Consider the following 23154-nt stretch of genomic DNA (forward strand, 5'->3'; position numbering starts at 1 on the left):
TCAGGTTTCAGGTTTCAGGAAATGGGTTTATGGTCTAAGAGATTTTCTCATTTTTAAATTACCTACAATAAACTTTCGCCTCGAGCGTCCCGAAAGCCTTCGGGAGAGAGGTGATTTCAACAGTTAACTTTTATTACAATTGCATCTAATAGTAGCCTATATAAAATTTTTATTTAAATCTACCAATCAGCATGGGGTGCATTCGCCTTTTGTGTATAATCTACTTACCAAATGCCTTTATATAAAAAAGGAAAGACCAGCTCACGCTAAATTAAAGTCTTATATCAAGGCTATCCTAAACGACTCTCAAATTATTAAGGTAACCGATTTTGGAGCCGGAAGTAGGGTGTTTAAATCCACTAATCGCAAAGTCTCGGATATTGCTAAAAATGCGGGGATTTCACAACATAGAGCAATTCTATTAAATAAATTGGTTTCTTATTTTCAGTTTAATAATGGACTGGAATTAGGAACTTCAGTCGGGATTGCTTCTGCTGCTATTTCTCAGGATAACTCTATTCAACTAATTACTCTGGAGGGGTGTCCTGAAACTGCAGGAATTGCCCAGAAATATTTCAATAAATTCAAATTAAAAAATATCAAGGTTAATGTTGGAGAATTTGATGATTTATTGGAGGGTATTACAAAAAATCATGATAAGATGGATCTTATCTATTTTGATGGTAATCATCAGAAAACCCCAACTTTAAAATATTTTAATCAACTTCTTCCGCTTGCGCATAATAATTCAGTCTTTATTTTTGATGATATTCACTGGTCCAAAGAAATGGAGGAGGCTTGGGAAGAGATTAAGGCCCATCCGCAAGTGCGAGTTAGCATAGATAGTTTTTTCTGGGGAATTGTTTTTTTTAGAAAAGAACAAGAAAAAGAGCATTTTACAATTCGTTTGTAACAAAAAGCAGAACTTTACGTCCTATTGAAGCAATAAATTTATTGGAATCATACTATGAGCAACGTTATAGAGATACGCAGCATTACTCGAGACTTCCCATTAGGGCAAGAAATTATCAAGGTTTTAAAAGGAATAGATTTAGATATAGAGAGAGGTGAATATGTAGCATTTATGGGGCCTTCTGGTTCTGGAAAATCTACTTTAATGAATCTTTTAGGTTGTTTAGATACGCCAACTTCAGGTCAATACATTCTTAACGGGAACGATGTTAGTAAAATGAGTGACGATGAACTTGCAGAAATTCGCAATAAAGAAATCGGATTTGTATTTCAAACTTTTAATTTATTACCACGTACTACAGCCTTAGATAATGTTGCACTCCCAATGGTGTATGCTGGTTTTTCGAAAGCCGAACGCATCACTAGAGCTGAAGAAGTATTAAAAAATGTTGGGCTTGCAGATAGAATGGATCATAAACCTAATCAACTTTCCGGAGGGCAACGTCAACGTGTTGCTGTGGGAAGAGCCTTGGTTAACAAACCATCTATTATTCTTGCCGATGAACCAACCGGAAACCTAGATTCTATTACTTCCTTAGAGATTATGACATTATTTGATGAAATTCATGCAGCTGGAAATACAGTGATTTTGGTAACTCACGAAGAGGATGTGGCCATGCATGCCAATAGAATTATCAGACTTAGAGATGGGATCGTAGAAAGTGATGTTAGGAAAGAAGAAGTAGTATCAGCTGATAAAGAGTTATAAATTTTCTTTCTTATAGCTCGAGATGACAAAGACGAAAAGTGTTATTTTGAACATAGCACAGTGTAGTGGAAAATCTCCTAGGGTTTGTATTCTAAATTAAAAACTTCTCGTCTCCGCTTGATAGCTATCGGGACGAAGTGACAAGAATGTCAAATGTCATCCTGAGCATGTCGAAGGATCTTCTCGAAATAAAACATTCCATAATGAGATTCCTCCTGCCGTCGGAATGACAGATTATCAAATTAGAACACATAATTTAATCCAACGCCCACAAAATAATTTCTTGGATTTCCGGGATAATAATATCGAGGCGCTGAACCTCCAAATCCTACCGCGTTTGGCAGGACACTGGATGCATATTTTTCATCCAAAATATTATTGATTCCTGCTGAAATATTTGCATCGAAAAAACTGAATATTTTAAAATCGTATCTCATTTTAATATCCAACACCTGATAATTTTCTGTGCTTAGGGTATTTGCATCATTTAACTGAATTTCTCCAACAGCTAAGAAATTGGTATAAAGCGAAATATTATTTCCATAATTCAATTCAAAACCGGTATTAATCGTGCTTTTTGGCACTCCAGGTAATTTATTTCCGCTAAAATCTTGTTCTCTATTTATAAATTCCTCAAACTCGAAATAGTTAAAAGATCCATTAAAATAGGGTTGCATTGTGAACCTTGGAGATATATCAAAACTATATTTAATAGTAGTTTCGATTCCATTATGATTAGTCTTCCCGGCATTGATGCCCACAAACTGATCTTCAGAAATTCTTTGAGCTACCAATAAATTTTTGATCTGAATCGAATACAAAGTAACTTCGGTATATAGCTTATTATTCAGCCAATTTCCTTTAAAACCGACTTCATAATTTATTCCCGATTCAGTTTTTAAATCGGTATTAATTTGTCCTTCCGGGGTCAGAGTTTCTTCTACAGTGGGTGTGGAAAACCCATGACTGATAGACGCATAAATATTCTTCCCATTTTCTACCTCATAAGACAAACCTATTCTGGGAGAGAAAATTGTTTCAAATTTATAGTCGCCAGATTGATCTATTTCATCTTCAACAAACAAGCCTCTTAAACTATAGTTGGTAGTATTTAGATTGAAACCCGTTTCTAAATTTAATTTTTTAGAAAGCTCTAAATTAAGCTGCCCAAAAAAATTAGCATAGTTTCTATCTTGTTCATTATTGCTTAGGCTAGTTCCTAAAACGCTTCCACGATCTTCAAAATCGCGATACAGATTTTCGAAAGTTTGCATTGCATACCACTCCCTAAAATATTCACCACCAAAACTCAGCTCGGATTCGAATTTAAAAATTGGTAGTTTTAAGTTAAACTTGGTTCTCGTTCCTGTAGCCACCCGCTCTTCATCTAGAATATTAAAAGGTCTCGGCTCGTAGGCATCTCGAAAATTCACGAAGACGCTCGTTAGATTAGTAAACTTGCTCGAAAAATGATGCATATAAGAAACCCCTAAGAGTCCTCTTTCATAAGATTCGAAGCCCTTTGAACTTCCCCAAGTAAAAGCGGCTTTTTCAGGGTTATTTAAATAATCCTCTTCATTTAATGAACTTGGGATAAATGCCTTAAGTTTAGTGAAATTCGCTAAAAAGGAAAGTTTGTTTCCATCTTCAGTAAATATAGCTGCATTTATTAATCCTGATTGCCTTTTATATGAACCGTTATTTCTATATCCATCGCTTTCTAAATCACTAAAAGTGGCAAACAAAGAAGTGTTTTTAGATCCATGAGATGCAGCAATCGTATTTTTATAAGTATCAAAACTTCCTACCTGCGATGATAATTCAACTTGGGTTTTATCTACTTCAGCATTTCCCGCATACATATTTATCACTCCTCCAAGACCTGCTCCATAAACACTTGAGGTGGGCCCTTTAATAATTTCAATCTTCGAAATAGCTTCAGCATCAAAATCATCGATCGTTAGCTCCCCTTCTCCCGTGGTTAAGGGAATCCCGTTAAAATAAGCCTGAATTCTATTTGTGCTGAATTGAGATCGCGCTCCAATTCCGCGAATATTTAATTTAGTGGTATTTAGAGCTCCTTGATTTACATAAACTCCAGGAACCGAGTTGAAGACTTGTGCGAAATTGGAAACATCTTTTTTCTGAAGATCTCCAGAATTTAGCACGCTAATAGAAGCTGGAGATTTTTGTAGACTTTTTGAAATAAGCGTTCCATTAATAATTACCTCAGAAAGCTTTTCGGAAGCAGGCTTTAATCGAATTATATGATCTCCATTTGGAACCACTGCATACCTTATTGATTTATATCCCAGTGCAGAAATATCGAGTGCGACTGGATAATCTGGAATTGTTAGCTGGAATGCTCCATTTTCATCTGTAAAAACAACAACTTCAGAACCTACTATTAAAACTTTTGAGTTTTCAATAGGTTCTGAAGTTGCATCGTCTAGTACCTTTCCTTGAACTATTTGTGCAGAAATTTCATCACAAAACAATATCAAGAAAGCAACAATTATATATTTCTTCAATAGTAGTTTAATTTATTCCGCAGAAATTTTCCAGATTACATTAGAGTCATCATCATTCACTAATAAAGATCCGTCTGGTAGTGTAGTTACTCCAACAGGTCTTCCATGAACTTCTCCAGTTTCTTCGTTTGCTATAAAACCAGTTAAAAAATCTTCCGGGCTTTGCGGCACTCCATCTACGAATGGTACAAAAACCACTTTATATCCAGACAGCGGATCGCGGTTCCAAGAACCGTGCTGGCCAACAAATGCTCCATTTTTATATTTTTCAGGAAAGGCATCATGTGTATAAAATGTTAATCCTAAAGATGCAGTATGTGGACCTACCGGCACATCAGGCATAATTGCTTTTTCAACAAGCGAGTTATGTGGATTGTCTTCCCAACGAGGATCTTTAATCTGTCCGTAATAAGAATAAGGCCAACCGTACCATCCTCCTTTTTTCACGCTTGTAATATAATCCGGCACCAGATTATTACCCAATTTATCTCGTTCATTAACGGCTGTCCAAAGCTCTCCGGTAATTGGATTCCAGTCCATTCCAACCGGATTTCTTATTCCGCTGGCATAAATTTGCTCTCCGGAGCCATCCGGATTAACTTCTAAAATTGCGGCTCTGCGAACTTCTTTTTCCATTCCGTATTCTCCAACATTACTAGCAGAACCTACAGAAATATAGATCTTGCTACCATCTGCATTTGCAATTAAATTACGTGTCCAGTGGTTGTTATAACCTCCAGCAGGAAGTTCTACGATTTTCTCACCATCACTTTTCAATTCTGTATCCCCTTCAGAATAAGCATATCTATATAAACCATCTGTATTAGCTATATAGAAATAGTTTCCTAAAACTAACATCCCGAATGGCTGATTTAATCCTTCTTTAAAAGAACCGCGGTGTTCAAAAACCCCATCTCCATCTTGGTCTCTTAAAATAGCAACTCTGTTAGCACTATTTCTAGTATTAGATTCCACTACAAAAACATCATTATTAGGAGCTACATAAGTCCAACGGGGATGTTCAAATCCATCAGCATAAACTTCTACTTTAAATCCTTCAGGTGCTTTTGGCATTTCGCCATCTTTCCATCCAATCACTTTACTTACTTTTTGTATTGATTTGGAGTGAAATGGTGCAGGGATTTCTAATGTACCAACAGTAGTTTCAACTATATTAGGCGAACGTTGTGATAACTCCTGTTTTTCCTGTTCATTAAATTCCTTTACTTCTTTCATTTGCGCGCAGGAGGTTAAAGTAGCGCCAGCAAGCAGTAATCCAAACGTAATATTTTTCATAATTTCTCTATTAAAATTTAAAAATAGGATATAATTTAAATGGATTAAAATATTAAGTGTGCATTGGCTTTACTTTAACTACTTTCACAAAAAAGTGCATGTCTATAATAGTTTTGGCTGCCATTGCAGTTTTAACTAAGTTTATAGCGTAAAATGGATTATTTCTTATGAAGAAAATTTTTATAGCCTCCCTAGTAGCTTGTGTTTTTATTTCGTGCGATCTATCTAAGTATAAGCTCATTAAAGAGTATGATTTTGAAACAGTTTTCGAAAAATCTGGAGGAACAGAAACCCCTACGTATCCTGAAGTCATAAAATATTACGAGGAACTAGATGGGGCTTTCACTTCTATTCAGCTGACAGAATTTGGAAAAACCGACAGTGGAGAACCTTTGCATTTGGCTATTTTTAGTCCTACTGAAAATTTTAATCTAGATGAAATAAGAGAAAAATACACCATCATTTTAATTAACAATGGTATTCATCCCGGGGAAAGCGATGGGATAGATGCTACCATGATGCTTTTTCGCGACTTAGCTCAAGACTCTATACCAATTCCAAAAAATACCATAATAGCTACTATTCCGGTTTATAATATTGGAGGCGCACTTATTAGAAATTCTACAACTAGAGCTAACCAAAATGGACCTGAAGAATATGGATTTAGAGGAAATGCTCGTAATTACGATCTTAATCGCGATTTTATAAAAGCTGACACCAAGAATACAAGAAGTTTTTCTGAAATTTTCCATAAAGTGAAACCTGATATTTTTGTAGATACCCACGTAAGCAATGGTGCAGATTACCAATACACCCTTACCCATCTTTTTACTCAGCATGATAAACTTGGTGGAGAATTAGGAGATTATCTTAATAATAAGATGATACCATCCTTGCTGGCCTCTTTATGGGAAAACGAATGGGATATTACGCCCTATGTGAATGTTCATAACGATGTTCCGGACAAAGGATTTACTCAGTTTATGGATACTCCAAGGTATTCAACCGGCTACACGGCATTATGGAATACTCTAGGCCTTATGATTGAAACCCATATGCTAAAACCTTACAAAAAAAGGGTTATGGGAACCTATAGAACATTAAGATCTGTTATAGATATTGCTGAAAGAGATCGAGAAAAAATTAAAGATTTAAGGGCCAGAGCACAGCGAAAGTATCTTACAGAACGCTTTTATCCTGTAAATTTTAAAGTTGATAGCACTAATATTACCAAGCTTCAATTTAAAGGATACGAAGGAGAAGAAGTTACAAGTGAAGTTACCGGAAGTTCAAGATTAAAATACGATAGAAAAAAACCATTTAAAAAGGAAATAGATTATTACAACAATTTCGTTTCTCAAGATCAAATTGAAATTCCACGGGCATACATCATTCCTCAAGGCTGGTGGAATGTAATAGATATTTTAAAGACAAATAATGTGGAAATGTCCGCAATTAAAAGAGACACTACCATGTTAGTGGAAATCTATAAAATTGAAGACTATAAAACATATGCAAATCCTTACGAAGGGCATTACCCTCACTACGAGACTACAGTAACTTCATCAAAAGATAGTATTAAATTTAGAAAAGGAGATTTCTATATTAAAAGCTTTCAACCTTCGGTTCGTTATTTATTGGAAACCTTGGAACCTACAACGCCGGATTCCTTTTTTAACTGGAATTTCTTCGACACAGTGCTTCAGCAAAAAGAAGGATTTTCGTCCTATGTTTTTGAAGATCTTGCGAAAGAAATCTTAGATAAAAGCCCTGCATTAAATAAAGAATTTCAGGAAAAGAAGAAGTCCAACATGGAATTTTCAAAAAGCTCGTTTGCCCAATTAAACTGGCTTTATAAAAAATCCGGGCATTTAGAAAAGGCCTATTTACAATACCCTGTCTTTAGGGTGAGTCGTTAAATATTCTTTTGAAAACAATAATTTAATATTCGCGTAAGATTTGGTAAGTGCTTTCTGAGATTTAGAAAAATTTTTCCATTTTGCCTTTTTAATGCCTTCGGAATGTTCTGGAACCAGCTCGCCTGTATAGGAAGTTTTCATCTCATACCAATGCGTCACCTTTAACCTGTACTTATCCTTACGCTTAAAAATATGGTAGGTTTTTCTTAAGAATCTAACAATTTCAAGATCCTGGACTCCCGTTTCTTCCATCACTTCTCTAATAGCAGATTCTTCTAAACTCTCAGATTTTTCGATTTTTCCTTTTGGTAAGTCCCAACGTTTATTGCGGTAGATAAATAAGATCTCATCATTATCATTAAAAACCATGCCTCCAGCAGCTGTAACCACGGGAAGTTTTTTGAGAAGATGCTTAAAAAGCTTTTCTTCATTTTTATGATAAAGATTTACATATAATAATTCCCCATCACTTATTTTCTGGATAATATGCTTAAGCTTAACCGTTTTAATAGGAAACGCACTGTAATTTTCACCTATTTCTTTTTTAGTTGAAAGAATAATAGGGATATCATTTACAAAAACTTTATACATTTGCAGTATGATTTTAAATAAAGAAACAGCTATCAAAACAGCTGAATTGCTTTTACAAATTAAAGCAATTAAATTAGAACCACAACAACCCTTTACATGGGCAAGCGGATGGAAGTCGCCAATATATTGCGATAATAGAATAATACTCTCCTACCCTCCTATTAGAAATTACATAAGGGAGCAATTTGCCAAGCAAATTGAAGAACTCTATGGAAAGCCGGATGCGATAGCCGGAGTTGCTACGGGAGCCATAGGCATTGGAATGTTGGTAGCAGATTATATGAACCTTCCATTTGTATATGTAAGGCCAGAAGCTAAAGGGCACGGAAGAAAAAATCAGATAGAAGGTCATCTTGATAGCGGCCAAAATGTGGTTGTTATAGAAGACCTAATTAGCACAGGTGGGAGCAGTATTAATGCGGTAAAAGCATTGAAAGAAGCTAAAATAAATATTAAAGGCTTGCTTGCAATCTTTACCTATGGTTTTGATATTGCTGAAGAAAATTTCAAAGTAGCCAATGTAGATTTGCATACTTTAGGAAATTATGAGCATTTAATTGAAACCGCTTTAAGAACGAATTACATTAATGCCGATGAGGCAGAAACATTAAAAACCTGGAGACAAGATCCCAGTAAATGGAACCAATAATATGAATTTAGAAAGTCCAAAGGTTACTACGCAAAAAAGTCAGCAAGAATTATATAATTTTTTAACTGAAGTTGAAAATTACAAACAATTGATGCCGGACAGTATAGAGAAATTTGAAGTTACTAAACCAAATACCTTTCTTTTTGGTTTAAAAGGAATGCCAGAAATAGAATTAGCTATAAAAGAAACTGTAGAACCAGAATTAGTTGTTTTAGGTTCTACCTCCGATAAATTCAATTTTTCATTGAGTATTATTATCGAGCCGAATGGAGCGCAAAGTGATGCACAATTAATGTTCGACGGAAAATTTAATGCAATGATGGCAATGATGGTTAAGAGTCCTTTAAAGAAATTTATCACTACACTTAGCGAAAACATGTCGACTCTTTAAAAGAGCAATTTTAACTCTTTAAGATCGAAAGTTCTTACTTCCTCGTCTTCAACTTTTAATTTAAGAAGACCGGATGGAGTTACTCCTAAGATAATCCCAATAATCAAGCTTCCATCTTTTAATTGAAAAGTGGAGGCTTTTTTTCTTCGGAATAAATTTTCTTCATACTCCTTCAGAATATTTTTAAAAAATGAGGAATCATTGGACACCATCATGTTTTCAAACTGCTCTAGAACTAGAGACAAAACCTCTTCCGTAGAATAAATAGTTCCTGTAAGATTTTTTAAGGAAGTTGCTTTAGGCAGATTTTGGAACTGCACTTGATTAATATTAAGTCCTACACCAATTATACTTGCGCTTATAATGTTGTTTTGTAAAATGTTTTCTATAAGTACGCCACCAATTTTATAACCATCTGCCATAATGTCGTTAGGCCATTTTAATTTTAAATTGTTAATTTTTAAGTGCTTTAGTGCCTTTATTATCTGCAACCCTACGGCAGCACTAATAAGAAATTGATTGCCAATTTCTACACCCGGTTTTGGGTAAATAACGCTAAATGTGAGGTTTTCTCCTGCATTAGAAACCCATGTTGCTCCACGTTGCCCTCTCCCGGAAGTTTGGTGGTGAGCTGTAATACAAATTGGGTAAACATTTTTATTAGTATTAAACCATTCTCTAGCCAAAGAATTAGTAGACTCGGTGGCATTAACTTTGATATTATGCATATATAGAAATGTAGTTAGGAATGGTGTTAAATGTTTGTAGTAACAGCGCACTAAAAAGACTAAAAAGTAATAACTTTGCGTAAAGAAATAAATTTAATGGCAAATAAAGAAACGAACAACGATCAACTTATTGCTCATATTATAAAAGGAATAGAAGAAGTTAAAGGAAATGATATTGATATTCTTGACTTAAGGGAAATTGAAAACACTGTTTGTGATTATTTCGTTATCTGTAATGGTACTTCGAATACACAGGTAAATGCCATTGTAAGCTCCGTACAAAAAACCGTAAGTAAGTCTTTAAAAGATAAACCTTGGCATATAGAAGGTAGTGATAATGCCGAGTGGATTTTAATGGATTATGTGAATGTAGTAGTTCATGTATTCCAGAAGCATATTAGAGAATATTACGATATAGAGAGCTTATGGGGAGATGCCAAAGTGACTTCAATCGAAACAAAGTATTAAAAACTAATTGAAAAAGAATGTCGAAGAAACAACCAAATAAAAAAAATAGAACCTAAGAAACCTAAATTCAGTGCTTATTGGATTTACGGGGCTATTATTATAATTTTTATAGGTATCAATTTTTTTGGTGGATCAGGGTTCAATGAACCAGCAAAAACAAATCCTGCAGAATTTGAAAGCTACTTGAAGAATGGTGACGTCAATAAAGTAGTAATTGTAAATAGAAATCAGGCAAAGGTTTATTTAACTGAAGAAGCTAAGGCTAAGGATATCCATAAAAAAACCGGTGATGGCGAATTATTTGCTACCGGCGATTCCCCAGATTATAGTTTTGAATTCGGAGATCTTCAGAATTTCGAAAACAAGATTCAAGAAATAAAATCTGAATATAACTTAGATACTTTTGTCACTTACAATACCGAGTCTAATGTGCTTGGTGAAATCATTTTAACGCTCTTACCATTTGTGTTAATTATAGGTATCTGGATCTTTATAATGCGTAAAATGAGCTCTGGTGGTGGAGGTGGTCCTGGGGGACAAATCTTTAATATTGGAAAATCCAAAGCAAAATTATTCGATCAGAACACAGATGTTAAGACTTCATTTAAAGATGTTGCAGGATTAGAAGGCGCTAAGGAAGAAGTTCAGGAAATAGTAGATTTTTTAAAGACTCCGGAAAAATACACCTCTTTAGGTGGTAAAATTCCAAAAGGTGCCTTATTAGTAGGTCCTCCGGGAACAGGAAAGACTTTATTAGCGAAGGCTGTGGCAGGAGAAGCAAAAGTGCCATTTTTCTCATTATCCGGATCAGATTTCGTGGAAATGTTTGTAGGTGTAGGTGCTTCCAGAGTACGTGACCTATTTAAGCAAGCAAAGGAAAAGTCACCTTCAATAATTTTTATAGATGAAATTGATGCGATTGGTAGAGCTAGAGGAAAGAGTAACATGTCTGGATCTAACGATGAACGTGAGAACACTTTAAATCAGTTATTAACTGAAATGGATGGTTTTGGAACTAATACAAACGTAATAGTTATCGCAGCCACTAACCGTGCAGATGTTTTGGATAAGGCATTAATGAGAGCAGGTCGTTTTGACCGTCAGATCTATGTAGATTTACCAGATGTAAGAGAACGTAAAGAAATATTTGAAGTTCACCTTCGTCCTATTAAAAAAGTAGCAGACGAGTTGGATATAGAGTTTCTTGCTAAGCAAACTCCAGGATTTTCTGGAGCAGACATTGCAAACGTATGTAACGAAGCAGCTTTAATTGCTGCAAGAAAAGGAAATAAAGCAGTAGGAAAACAAGATTTTCTTGATGCAGTAGATAGAATTGTAGGTGGTCTTGAAAAGAAAAACAAGATTATTACTCCAGATGAGAAAAAAGCAATTGCTTATCACGAAGCTGGACACGCCACCGCGAGTTGGATGCTGGAACATGCAGCTCCATTGGTAAAAGTTACTATTGTACCAAGAGGTCAATCCTTAGGTGCAGCATGGTACTTACCAGAGGAGAGATTGATTGTACATCCAGAGCAAATGCTAGATGAGATGTGTGCTGCCTTAGGTGGTAGAGCTGCGGAAAAAGTAATCTTTAATAGAATTTCTACAGGTGCCCTAAGTGATTTGGAAAAAGTTACCAAGCAAGCCAGAGCAATGGTTACTATTTATGGCTTAAATGATAAGATAGGGAACCTTACTTTTTATGATTCCTCTGGACAGAGTGAATATAACTTCACTAAACCTTACAGTGAGAAAACTGCTGAACTTATTGACAAAGAAGTTTCAAATTTAATTGAAGCTCAATACCAAAGAGCAATTAAATTGTTAGAGGATAATAAAGATAAGTTGTCTCAGTTAGCAGATATTTTGCTTGAAAAAGAGGTGATCTTTAAAGATGATCTTCAAAAAATATTTGGAAATAGACCTTTTCCAGAAAAAGAGGAAGTCCCTCTAATTGGAAAAACATTGAATTCTAAGGACTCTGCTTCCGAAGACAGTGAAATAGAGGAAGAATCCCCGGTTAATAAATAATTAAATTATACTTAGGAAAAAATCTTAATTTATCTTAGTTTAAATTAAGATTTTTTACCTTTGATTGAAAGGTGCCAAAAAACCCCGAATTCTCATATATGAGTCTATTTAGAAAATTTTTAAATCCAAAATCTAAATCAGACAAAGGTCAGGACGTTCCAGAAAACTCTGACCGTGGCAAATACATGCCAGATCTTAAGCTTCCAACCGATGAGCGATTCATGCTCAACTTCAAAAATAATGGTGGGAAATTTTTGTATTGTGAAAATGAAGATGAAGTTATAGATGCCTTTGATAATATTCTATTAGAAAATGATTGGTACGAAAAACCAACTTGTTGCTTCGATACGAATCTAAAAACTAAATTCGATAAATTCAATTTAGAATTCAATACCTCCGGAGATTCCGCGTTTTTTCTCTCTACTTGTGAATATTTAATTGCAAATGATGGTTCTATTTTAATTTCTTCCAATCAAATTAAGGAGAAGAGATTTAATGAACTGCCTCAAAATTTTATAATCTTAGCCTCTACAAGTCAGTTAGTTGATAATATTGGTGAAGGCTTAAGAGGTATTAAATTTAATAATAAGGAGAGAATCCCATCGAACATCACCACAATAAAAAGTTTCGAAACCCAAAAGGAAGGTAATTTTATGAGTTATGGAAGTAGCACAAAAAACCTATATTTGCTGCTTCTGGAAGATTTATAAAATATGAGGGAAACTATTATTAGGGCAATATCTGGATTACTATACGTAGCCATTTTAGTAGCATCAATTCTATCTTCAGAGCTGATCTTTATTGGCCTTTTCTTTCTTATTGGTTTTGTTTGCTTACTGGAACTCGAAAAATTATTAAGGTTAAAAAGCTACGCTTTATACGGAGTACACGCTGTTTTATTCTTTCTCTTCAGTTATCTGAAATTTAATTCCAATGCAACCGTACTTCTCTTAATTATCACCCTTTTCGTGAATTTATTTTTAGTTAAGGATCTCTTATTTATTAGGAAAATTCCGGTTTTTGAGAAGAAAAAGTATATTATTTTAATTTTCTATTTAATATCCTCCACCATATTTCTCACATTAATACCTACTTATTCAGGCACATTTAATCCTGATTTGATCGTTGGAGTTTTTGTGCTGATTTGGACAAATGACACTTTTGCCTATTTAGTAGGAAAGAATTTTGGTAAAACTAAGTTGTATGAAAAAATATCTCCAAACAAAACCATAGAAGGATTTTTAGGAGGAATGGTATTTAATTGTGTTGCCGGATACTTCCTATTTTACTTTACCCGTTATTTGAATGTCGAATTTTGGTTGGGATTAGCCATTTTATTGAGTATTTTTGGTACACTGGGAGATTTAATTCAATCGAAATTTAAACGACAAGCTGGAGTAAAAGATAGTGGAAAACTAATGCCGGGCCACGGTGATTATTTGACAGACTAGATAGTATTATATTTTCTAGTCCTTTTGTTTATGCTTATTTATTGATAATAAACTATGTTTCATAAAGAAGGTTATAAAATCATGACGCTTACTGCAATTATTTTAATTGCGGTAAATATATTGTCCTATTTGTATATAAATATCTACTGGGTAAAATTCTCTATCCTAGTAATTAGTATATTATTCTTTTTATTGATTATACAATTCTTTAGAAATCCTAAAAGACCTACCCAATTAAGTGATACCACTGTAGTATCTCCGGTAGATGGAAAAGTTGTGGTTATAGAGGAAGTAATGGAAAAAGAATACTTTAAGGATAAGCGCTTACAAGTTTCTATTTTTATGTCCCCAATTAATGTTCACGTAACTAGACACCCAATCGGTGGTTTGGTGAAATTTAGCAAATACCATCCTGGAAAATTTTTAGTTGCATGGCATCCAAAGTCTAGTGAAGAAAATGAGCGAACTACTGTTGTAGTAGAGAATAATGTAGCCGGAGAAGTGCTTTATAGACAAATTGCCGGAGCTTTAGCTAAACGAATCGTAAACTATGCTGTTGAAGGCCAAGAAGTGGTACAAGGAAGCGATAGTGGATTTATAAAATTTGGATCTCGTGTAGATGTCTTTTTACCTATTGGTACAAAAATCAACGTGAAATTGAATGATAAAGTTAAAGGTGGAGTAAGCGTAATTGCCAATCTAGACTAAGTAAAATTGAAATGATGGTTTCTTCAGATCAAAAATTTATAAAGGCATACGAAATGGCAAGTAGTACCAACTTGAAATTTCCACCGGACATTATGCTGCATTTTTACGCATATTATAAGCGAGCAACTACCTTAAATGGCTTTTACAAGGCTAAAGATGAAGAAGACTTAAGAAGTGGCTTCAAAGCCAATGCACTTATACAAGTAGAGCAACTTTCACAATCTGAAGCCAAACAGAAGTACATAGAAATGGTAGAAAAGCACATTGGGCAAATATAACAACTCGCCCAATGTAAATTTTATTCAAACTTATTTTCTTATTCCAATCCAGCCAAACTAGCTCTCAACATCTGAATTTTAGCCTCTGCATCCGCTTGCTTTGCTTTTTCCACAGCAACAACTGCCTCCGGAGCATTACCTACAAAACGTTCATTGGATAGTTTCTTTTGAACAGATTTTAAAAATCCTTCGGTATATTTTAATTCCTCTTCAATTTTATTTTTTTCAGCTTCTACATCGATCGCACCTTCAATTGGGATGAAATATTCATTCGATTTTACTCTATACGAAAGAGAACCTTCCACTTGGTGATTTACAGCCTCTAATTTAGAAACATTCCCAAGCTTCATAATAACGTCATTAAAAGTATTAGACGTGTTTTCATTGTTTAATACCTGAAGAGAAATTTGATCTTTAAAAGAAATATTTTTTGATTTTCTGATATTTCTTATGCCCGAGATCACTTCCGAAGCAAATGAAAATTCAGAAATAATTGTAGAATCAATAGACACTGCTTCCGGCCACTTGGATATTATTAACGCCTCTTCCTTACTGCGATCACCCAATTGTTGCCATATTTCTTCAGAAATAAATGGAACAAAAGGATGCAATATTTTTAAATTATCTTCTAAAATAGCTATCACCTCTTTATAGGTTTTTTCATCTATAGCTTCTCCAAAACTAGGTTTTACCATTTCCAAGAACCAAGAACAGTAATCGTCCCAAATTAATTTATAAGTGGACATTAATGCATCACTCATTCTATATTTAGAAAAATGATCTTCAATCTCCAATAACGTCTGCTGAAATTTAGCTTTGTACCACTCAATTGCAATGGCACAAGATTTTGGCTGGTCTATAGAATTATCTACCTCCCAACTTTTCACCAATTTAAATGAATTCCAGATTTTATTAATGAATCCGCTACCTTGCTTACAAAGATCTATATCGAACATCAAATCGTTCCCAGCCGGGGAACTAAGTAGCATACCAACGCGAACCCCATCTGCACCATATTCATGGATAAGTTTTATAGGATCTGGAGAATTCCCAAGCGATTTAGACATTTTTCGTCTTTGCTTATCTCTTACTATCCCGGTTAAATATACATTGGTAAAAGGTTTTTCACCTCTATATTCGTGCCCAGCGATCATCATTCTGGCAACCCAAAAGAATAAAATTTCCGGAGCTGTTACCAAATCGTTAGTTGGATAGTAGTAATTTATTTCCGGATTGTTTGGTTCCAAAATCCCGTTGAACACGCTCATTGGCCATAACCAGGACGAGAACCAAGTATCCAAAGCATCTGAATCCTGCTTAAGATCTTGAAGTGTTAGATCTGGATTATTTGTCTGAGTTTTTGCTTTTTCTAAAGCTTCTTGTTTAGTTTCTGAAATTACAAAATCAGTTTTACCGCTTCCGTAATAATAAGCAGGAATTTGTTGACCCCATAATAATTGCCTCGAGATATTCCAATCACGTACATTCTCCATCCAATGTCTGTATGTATTCACAAACTTATCCGGTACAAGATTTACATCTTTATTAAGCACCGCATCCAAAGCCGCTGCGCCAATTCTTTCATTTTCAAGAACCATTGATCGCTTAATTTTGGTTCGATCACTGCCCCGGTACGCTCACTTGTACCTATTTTATTGATATGGGTTTCAGTCTTGATTAAAATACCTAAACTCTCCAACTCCTTAACGATCTCTTTTCTGGCAACAAATCTATCTTTCCCTTGATAGTGAAGTCCAAATTCATTTAAAGTTGCATCATCGTTAAAAATATCTATCACTTCTAGATTGTGACGCTCCCCTATTTCCTTATCATTAATATCATGAGCCGGAGTTACTTTTAAACATCCTGTACCAAATTCCACATCTACATAATTATCCTCAATTATAGGAATCGCTCGATTAGCTAATGGCACGATCGCTTTTTTCCCCTTAAGATGACTAAAACGATCATCATTTGGGTTAATACAAATAGCAGTATCTCCTAAAATTGTCTCCGGGCGCGTTGTAGCAATTGTTACAGTCTCTTCGCTATTTTCAATTTTATAGGTTAGATAGTAAAGATTTCCTTGTTTTTCCTGATAAATAACTTCCTCATCTGAAAGGGTTGTTTTGGCTTCAGGATCCCAATTCACCATTCTGTAGCCTCTATAAATAAGGCCTTTTTCATATAGATCTACAAATACTTTTATAACCGAAGCAGACATATCCTCGTCCATGGTAAACTTAGTACGTTCCCAATCGCACGAAGCTCCTAACTTTTTAAGCTGCTCTAGAATAATTCCGCCATGTTTATGCGTCCAATCCCAAGCGTGTTCTAAAAACTCCTCTCGAGAAAGATCATTTTTATTGATGCCCTCTTCCTTAAGCTTAGCAACAACTTTAGCCTCTGTAGCTATAGAGGCATGATCTGTTCCCGGTACCCAACATGCATTAAAGCCCTTTAATCTGGCCCTTCTAATAAGAACATCCTGAATTGTATTGTTCAGCATATGACCCATATGAAGTACTCCCGTAACATTTGGTGGAGGAATAACAATGGTATATGGAGTTCTTTCATCTACTTCAGAGTGAAAATAACCTTGCTCCATCCAGTAGTTGTACCATTTATCTTCTACCTTTTGAGAATCATATTTTTGGGATGCTGACATAGTTGGTCTAGTTTTTGAAAATATCTGCAAAAGTACTTATAAGTTGAAGATTATAAAAGAAGTAGTTTTGCTTATATGTTTTTAGGTTTATTGAAAACAACTTACCTTTACTTAATTGAAAATTAGATATTATGAAAACAATCGTTTCAATATTAATACTGCTAGTGACCGGCTTTTCTACTATAAATGCCCAAAGCACTGCTAAGTTTGAGTTTAAGACGGAAGTTATAGACTATGGAGATATAGAAAAAGGAAGTGATGGAATTAAGACTTTTCAATTTAGAAATGTTGGTTCCGAACCCTTAATTATCGAAAATGTATATTCAAGTTGTGGCTGTACAGTACCTACTTGGACCAAGGCAGCAATTGCACCGGGGAAATCTGGAGAAATTCAGGTGAAATATGATACGAATCGCGTGGGTCCAATTAGAAGAACAATTACGATTTATTCTAATGCAGACGAACCAACTAAAGCGGTAAAAATTAAAGGACGAGTTCTAGATCCTGACGAAAAGTCTTAATAATTATGATTTAATTCCCGAAAATTTGACTGAAATCATACAACTCTCGAGAAATCGGGAGTTTTTTTATAATACTCGCTTCAGTTTAAATTGAATGTTAAGTGACACTCCATTTCTCTTGATCTTCAGCTTAACAGTTTTCCCCTCCTCAGAACTAAACATTTTATTTATTTGGGATAGATTATAATTGTAGGCAGGTTTTTTATTAATAGTTTCAACTAAATCTCCAATTTGTAAACCTGCAAGTGCTGCAGGCGAATTCGGCCTTATTTCAGCAATTACATATTGTGGTTCTAATTTAAACTTTACTTTAGAATAACTCTTATAAACAACTACCCCTTGAAATTCATCTTCTGTTTCGCTAAATACCGGAGAGCTATTATTTTCAAAATCCTTAACTACAGTGTATCCTTCATGCGCCAGCACAATTCCGCTCATATCATATTCGAAGGGATCGCTAAAGTTTTTATTAGGCTTTAACCTCAATATTTTATTCTTGTAATCGAATGTAGAAGTGAATCTTTTTAAAACCTGAGATCCTAGGCTTCCGTTTCTAGACTTATATGTTGTTACCCCTGCGAAATATAAAGTATCCGGAAAACTGGCAGTTACGCCATCTAATTTGAATTTTCCTAGTTTCAAATTATTAATTCTGGCTCTTTTACCATACACACTACCTCCCATCCCAAACCCTAGAAAATCATCAAAATTTTCATTAGGAATATTTATTCCTAAATCAGGATTTTCAAAAAACCAGAGGGCATCCCCAGATCCACTATCAATTAACAGGTCCATCGGAATGGATTCTTTGTTTTCTATACTCACCAAAACCTTTATAAATGGTTTGTTTTTGTAAAACACCAAATCAAAATCATCACAACGTTTACATTTGTCATACTTATAAGAATTTGAATTATAAGCAACTAAACGCTCTTTAGGGTAATTAAACTCCACCACAAAGTCTTTAAAAAAATCATACCCAATAATTCCATGAATAGGCAAGCCTAATCTATTGGATAGACTAATTTGATGGTCATAAACGATATAAACGGTGAAATTGGAATGAGATGCATTACCTAAACGCACACTGTTTCCGGTAGATTTAATAGCCGTTATGGCTTCTCCCTCTCCCCATCCTCTCAGTAATATATCTGAAGCGTTCTTAATATTAAGGGAGTCTTTTTCTTCTAAACTAAATATAATTGATGAATCTACACCCGTATCTAATAAAAATGAAAGTTCTACACCATTTATTTCTATTGGAACAACAACGAGATCATTTACAGATTGAAATGAAAGGTCAAATTTATCTTTTCCTTCATCTATTTTAAAAACTCCTTGAGCTTTAGAAATATTGAAAAAGCAAAGAAAAAATAACAATATGTAAATAGGGTGAGACATATTTTTAATTAATTTACGAAAAATATGCTAATGAATGGCAATCCTAAAGAAATGGATTCTGCATTAATTTCCTGGTTTTATATCAGGAAACTTAGAATTGGTAACTCTAAATTTCAAAATAAAATGTACTACTATATTAATGCCCTAAATATTATAGTTTCAATCATAATAATGATTCATGTGATAGTGCCTGAAATTCACTAATTTATTTAAATCTTGGGTGAAGTTATTTGCTACAGCATTACCTTGTAAAAATGATAGTATACACAACTTTCCTTATAAAAAGTCGCAATAAAATAGAGTTGTTACAACATTCTCTTCAACTTAAACTGAATATTTATATTGGCTAAATTTCTCTTAATTTTTAATTTAATAGTTCTGCCCTCTCTGGAACTAAAAATTTTATTTATTTCAAATAACTCATAATTATAAGTAGGTTTTTTATTAATTGTCTCAACCAAATCCCCAACTTTCAAACCCGCAATGGCTGCAGGAGAATTAGGTGTTATTTCCACTACTTCATATTGAGGCTCTAACTTAAATTTCACTTTTGAGTTACTTTTGAAAAATACCATTCCCGCATCTGTGTATTCATATTCCACCTCGTCAAATACCTCTGAGCCATTATTTTCAAAATCTTGAACAGTAGTGTACCCTTTATGTGCAAGCACAATTCCACTCATATCATATTCAAACGAATCGCTAAAATTTCTATTGCGTTTTAATCTCAGCCGCTTATTCTTATAATCGAAGGTTGAATGGAATCGTTTTAATATTTGTGAGCCCAAACTTCCATTACGAGGTTCATAAGTTTTAACACCTTTAATATATAAGTTATTTGGAAAGCTTGTGGTCACACTATCCAATTGAAATTTTCCAATTTTCAAATTATTAATTCTAGCTCTTTTACCATACACACTGCCACCCATTCCAAATCCTAGAAAATCTTTGAAGTTATCACTAGGAATTTCAATTCCCAATTCGGAATCTTCAAAAATCCACAAAGCGTCACCGGAGCCGCTATCTATTAGAAAATCCATAAGAAAAGTGTTATCCTTATCTACATTAACTAATACTTGTAGATATGGTTTATTCCTATATAGAATAAAATCCAAATCATCACAACGTCTACACTTATCAAAAACATAACTATCTGTATTATGCGCTATCAATTTTTTTTTGATATAATTAAATTCAACAACAAAATCTTTAAAAAAATCATATCCAATTATACCATGAATTGGTAGACCTAATCTATTAGAAATGTTTATTTGATGACCATAAACTATATGGATAGTAAAATCAGAATGAGATGCATTCCCAATTCTAACAGAATTACCAGTAGATTTAGTTGCTGGAAAGACCTTACCGTCTCCCCATCCACGAATAAAAATTTCAGTTGCATTTTGAATATTGAGAGAATCTTTTTTTTCTAAACTGAATATTATAGATGAATCTACACCTGTGTCTAGCAAAAAAGACAGTTCAACCCCATTTAATTCTATAGGAATTATTACAAAATTATAGATCGATTGAAATGGAAGTTCAAATTTATCTTTGCCATCATCAATTTCGAAAACCCCTTGTGCATAAGAAATATTAAAAAAAGAAAAGACAAGCTAAAAGCTTATATATAGGTTGAGTCATATTTAAATTAAATCTACAAAAAATATGGACGTAAATGACAATCTTAAAAAAAATTGAATTCTGCATTATATTTCGCATTTTTGCATTGAAAAATAAAAAATTGTTATGCCTAAAATTTCAGTTAAAGGTAATTCTATGCCGGAATCACCAATTAGAAAATTAGTTCCCTTCGCAGAAGCAGCCATTAAAAAAGGCCGAAAAATATATCAACTAAATATTGGACAGCCAGACATTAAAACTCCCTCGGTAGCATTAGATGCCGTTAGAAACCATACTATTGAAGTACTTTCCTATAGCCATTCTGCGGGTTTTGAAGGATACCGAAACAAATTAGCAGACTATTATAGGAAACATGATATACCTGTAAGCGGTGAAGAAATAATTATTAGCACAGGTGGTTCTGAAGCCTTGCTTTTCGCCATGGGGAGTATCGCCGATGCAGGAGACGAAATAATTATTCCAGAACCATTTTATGCCAATTATAACGGTTTTGCTACAGCTTCAGGAATAAAAATTATTCCTGTTGAGTCTAAAATTGAAACCAATTTCGCACTGCCTCCTATTGCAGATTTCGAGAAATTAATCACTCCAAATACCAAAGCAATTTTAATATGTAATCCGGGGAATCCCACAGGATATCTCTATACTAAGGAGGAAATAGATCAATTAGCCGATATGGCGATCAAACATGATATCTTTTTGGTAGCGGACGAAGTTTACAGAGAATTTGCTTACGACGGGGCAAAACATCACTCCGTAATGAGCATCGAAAAACTGAAGAATCATGCTATTATGATTGATTCTGTTTCAAAGAGATATAGTATGTGTGGAGCTAGAATTGGATGTATTGCATCCAAGAACAAAGAAGTTATAGCAACTGCAATGAAATTTGCTCAGGCTAGATTAAGTCCGCCAACTTTTGAACAAATTGCAAGTGAAGCCGCTCTGGACACCCCACAAAGTTATTTTGACGAGGTTATAGAAGAGTATACTTTAAGAAGAAATATTCTTATAGCAGGCTTGGAATCTATCGATGGAGTAAAGGTAGCAACTCCAAAAGGAGCTTTTTACTGTATTGCAGAACTACCTGTTAAAAATGCAGATGATTTCGCAAAATGGTTATTGGAAGAATATCAGTTAGATAACGAAACCATTATGGTTGCCCCTGCAGCTGGGTTTTATTCTACTCCAAATACCGGATTGAATCAAGTTAGGATTGCTTATGTTCTTAAAAGAGAAAATTTAGAAAGAGCAATTGTTATTTTAAAAGATGCATTAACAGTTTATAACAACTAATGAAGGTTTCCCAAAACGCTTCTTTAAAATCGTATAATACCTTTGGAATAGATGTTAAGGCTAAAACTCTAATTTCCATTACGAGCTTAGACGATCTAATCACAGTGCTTAAAAAAAAATTATGCTGAAGATCTCTTTATATTAGGAGGGGGCAGCAATATGCTACTTACTAAAAATATAGATGCTACCGTCGTCCATATAGATATTAAAGGGATTGAAGTTATTAGGGAAACTGAAGAATTTGTTTTTGTAAAGGCGAATGCCGGAGAAAATTGGCATGAGTTTGTCTTGCATACACTTGAGCAAAATTGGGGTGGGCTTGAAAACCTCTCGCTTATCCCTGGAAATGTAGGCACCTCTCCTATCCAAAACATCGGCGCTTATGGTGTAGAATTAAAGGATCACTTTGTATCCTGTGAGGCTGTTGATATTCAAACATTGGAAGTTGTAAATTTCACTTTAGGTGAGTGTGAATTTGATTATAGGAATTCTATATTTAAAAACAGAGCTAAGGGAAAGTATATATTAACCAGTGTGGTTTTTAAACTAAAAAAAACCAATCATAATTTGCTTACTAACTATGGAGCAATTAATGAAGCATTACAAGAACTAGGTGTAGATTCTCCAAGCATTCGTGATGTATCTAATGCTGTGATTAATATTAGACAACAAAAATTACCAGATCCAAAGGAATTAGGGAACAGTGGTAGTTTTTTCAAAAATCCTGTAATAACTGTTGGAGAATTTGAAGCTTTAAAAAACCAATTTCCGGAAATACCAAATTATCCTGTTGGGAAAACTAGTATTAAAATACCTGCGGGATGGTTAATAGACAAAGCCGGATTAAAAGGCTATCGGGAAGGAGACGCTGGCGTGCACAAGAATCAGGCGTTAGT

At 34.3% G+C, this 23154-nt stretch carries 18 protein-coding genes and 3 pseudogenes; 14 read left to right on the forward strand and 7 right to left on the reverse strand.

What is annotated here, in order from left to right; all coding sequences use genetic code 11:
* The first annotated feature begins 139 nt into the window (after window positions 1–139).
* Window positions 140–913: an O-methyltransferase gene (locus ON07_RS04605; RefSeq protein ID WP_010228585.1), complete on the forward strand. Its 774-nt coding sequence runs from the start codon at window positions 140–142 to the stop codon at window positions 911–913.
* A gap of 54 nt (window positions 914–967) precedes the next feature.
* Window positions 968–1681: an ABC transporter ATP-binding protein gene (locus ON07_RS04610; RefSeq protein ID WP_010228587.1), complete on the forward strand. Its 714-nt coding sequence runs from the start codon at window positions 968–970 to the stop codon at window positions 1679–1681.
* Window positions 1682–1923: 242 nt separating this feature from the next.
* On the opposite strand, the gene ON07_RS04615 is transcribed toward ON07_RS04610, so the two are convergent.
* On the reverse strand, window positions 1924–4212 hold the full coding sequence (locus tag ON07_RS04615) for a TonB-dependent receptor (protein WP_010228588.1): 2289 nt from the start codon (window positions 4210–4212) through the stop codon (window positions 1924–1926).
* Window positions 4213–4224: 12 nt separating this feature from the next.
* Complete coding sequence (locus ON07_RS04620) at window positions 4225–5508, reverse strand: PQQ-dependent sugar dehydrogenase (protein WP_010228590.1); 1284 nt, start codon at window positions 5506–5508, stop codon at window positions 4225–4227.
* A gap of 167 nt (window positions 5509–5675) precedes the next feature.
* Between ON07_RS04620 and ON07_RS04625 the strand changes: the two genes are divergently transcribed.
* Complete coding sequence (locus tag ON07_RS04625) at window positions 5676–7427, forward strand: M14 family metallopeptidase (protein ID WP_010228592.1); 1752 nt, start codon at window positions 5676–5678, stop codon at window positions 7425–7427.
* Here ON07_RS04625 and ON07_RS04630 read toward each other — a convergent pair.
* The gene (locus ON07_RS04630) at window positions 7395–8018 is read right to left on the reverse strand and encodes an NUDIX hydrolase (RefSeq protein WP_010228594.1); all 624 of its coding nucleotides are present in this window, start codon (window positions 8016–8018) and stop codon (window positions 7395–7397) included. The two genes, ON07_RS04625 and ON07_RS04630, sit on opposite strands and share 33 nt — an antisense overlap.
* 7 nt (window positions 8019–8025) lie before the next feature.
* Between ON07_RS04630 and pyrE the strand changes: the two genes are divergently transcribed.
* Complete coding sequence (gene pyrE, locus ON07_RS04635; protein WP_010228596.1) at window positions 8026–8667, forward strand: orotate phosphoribosyltransferase; 642 nt, start codon at window positions 8026–8028, stop codon at window positions 8665–8667.
* Window position 8668: 1 nt separating this feature from the next.
* Entirely contained in the window at window positions 8669–9058 is a 390-nt protein-coding gene (locus ON07_RS04640; protein ID WP_010228597.1) for a hypothetical protein, read from the forward strand.
* On the opposite strand, the gene ON07_RS04645 is transcribed toward ON07_RS04640, so the two are convergent.
* A complete protein-coding gene (locus ON07_RS04645; RefSeq protein WP_010228600.1) occupies window positions 9055–9786 on the reverse strand; it encodes a biotin--[acetyl-CoA-carboxylase] ligase in 732 nt (243 codons plus the stop codon). The genes ON07_RS04640 and ON07_RS04645 overlap by 4 nt on opposite strands.
* A 96-nt stretch (window positions 9787–9882) precedes the next feature.
* Between ON07_RS04645 and rsfS the strand changes: the two genes are divergently transcribed.
* The 6 genes and pseudogenes from rsfS (at window position 9883) to ON07_RS04675 (ending at window position 14725) form a co-directional block, all read left to right on the forward strand.
* Complete coding sequence (gene rsfS, locus ON07_RS04650) at window positions 9883–10254, forward strand: ribosome silencing factor (protein WP_010228602.1); 372 nt, start codon at window positions 9883–9885, stop codon at window positions 10252–10254.
* A 36-nt stretch (window positions 10255–10290) separates the two neighbouring features.
* Window positions 10291–12288, forward strand: a complete 1998-nt coding sequence (ftsH, locus tag ON07_RS04655; protein WP_050915846.1) for an ATP-dependent zinc metalloprotease FtsH — start codon at window positions 10291–10293, stop codon at window positions 12286–12288.
* 98 nt (window positions 12289–12386) lie between these two features.
* Entirely contained in the window at window positions 12387–12998 is a 612-nt protein-coding gene (locus ON07_RS04660) for an LUD domain-containing protein (RefSeq protein ID WP_010228606.1), read from the forward strand.
* A 3-nt stretch (window positions 12999–13001) separates the two neighbouring features.
* Window positions 13002–13804, forward strand: a pseudogene (locus ON07_RS14545) (phosphatidate cytidylyltransferase).
* Window positions 13794–14447 carry a phosphatidylserine decarboxylase family protein gene (locus tag ON07_RS04670; protein WP_010228610.1) on the forward strand — a complete coding sequence of 218 codons (654 nt, stop codon included), beginning with the start codon at window positions 13794–13796 and terminating at the stop codon, window positions 14445–14447. Before ON07_RS14545 ends, ON07_RS04670 begins: the two are co-directional and overlap by 11 nt.
* Window positions 14448–14458: 11 nt before the next feature.
* Complete coding sequence (locus tag ON07_RS04675; protein WP_029331498.1) at window positions 14459–14725, forward strand: acyl-CoA-binding protein; 267 nt, start codon at window positions 14459–14461, stop codon at window positions 14723–14725.
* Between the two features lie 38 nt (window positions 14726–14763).
* Here ON07_RS04675 and ON07_RS14550 read toward each other — a convergent pair.
* Window positions 14764–17393 (reverse strand): annotated as a pseudogene (locus ON07_RS14550) (valine--tRNA ligase).
* A 131-nt stretch (window positions 17394–17524) separates the two neighbouring features.
* Between ON07_RS14550 and ON07_RS04685 the strand changes: the two are divergent.
* Complete coding sequence (locus tag ON07_RS04685; RefSeq protein ID WP_010228614.1) at window positions 17525–17914, forward strand: DUF1573 domain-containing protein; 390 nt, start codon at window positions 17525–17527, stop codon at window positions 17912–17914.
* A gap of 66 nt (window positions 17915–17980) precedes the next feature.
* Here the strand turns inward: ON07_RS04685 and ON07_RS04690 are convergent, their stop codons facing one another.
* Together ON07_RS04690 and ON07_RS04695 are read right to left on the reverse strand one after the other, a co-directional pair.
* On the reverse strand, window positions 17981–19315 hold the full coding sequence (locus ON07_RS04690; protein WP_010228615.1) for an aspartyl protease family protein: 1335 nt from the start codon (window positions 19313–19315) through the stop codon (window positions 17981–17983).
* A 305-nt stretch (window positions 19316–19620) separates the two neighbouring features.
* Window positions 19621–20790, reverse strand: a complete 1170-nt coding sequence (locus ON07_RS04695; RefSeq protein WP_010228616.1) for a PDZ domain-containing protein — start codon at window positions 20788–20790, stop codon at window positions 19621–19623.
* Window positions 20791–21067: 277 nt separating this feature from the next.
* Between ON07_RS04695 and ON07_RS04700 the strand changes: the two genes are divergently transcribed.
* Both ON07_RS04700 and murB read left to right on the forward strand, forming a co-directional pair.
* Complete coding sequence (locus tag ON07_RS04700) at window positions 21068–22258, forward strand: pyridoxal phosphate-dependent aminotransferase (protein WP_010228617.1); 1191 nt, start codon at window positions 21068–21070, stop codon at window positions 22256–22258.
* Window positions 22258–23154: pseudogene (gene murB, locus ON07_RS14555) on the forward strand (UDP-N-acetylmuramate dehydrogenase); the annotation flags it as partial. The gene ON07_RS04700 and the pseudogene murB, both read left to right, overlap by 1 nt.

This window comes from Gillisia marina (genome assembly GCF_000258765.1).
GTDB lineage: Bacteria > Bacteroidota > Bacteroidia > Flavobacteriales > Flavobacteriaceae > Gillisia > Gillisia marina.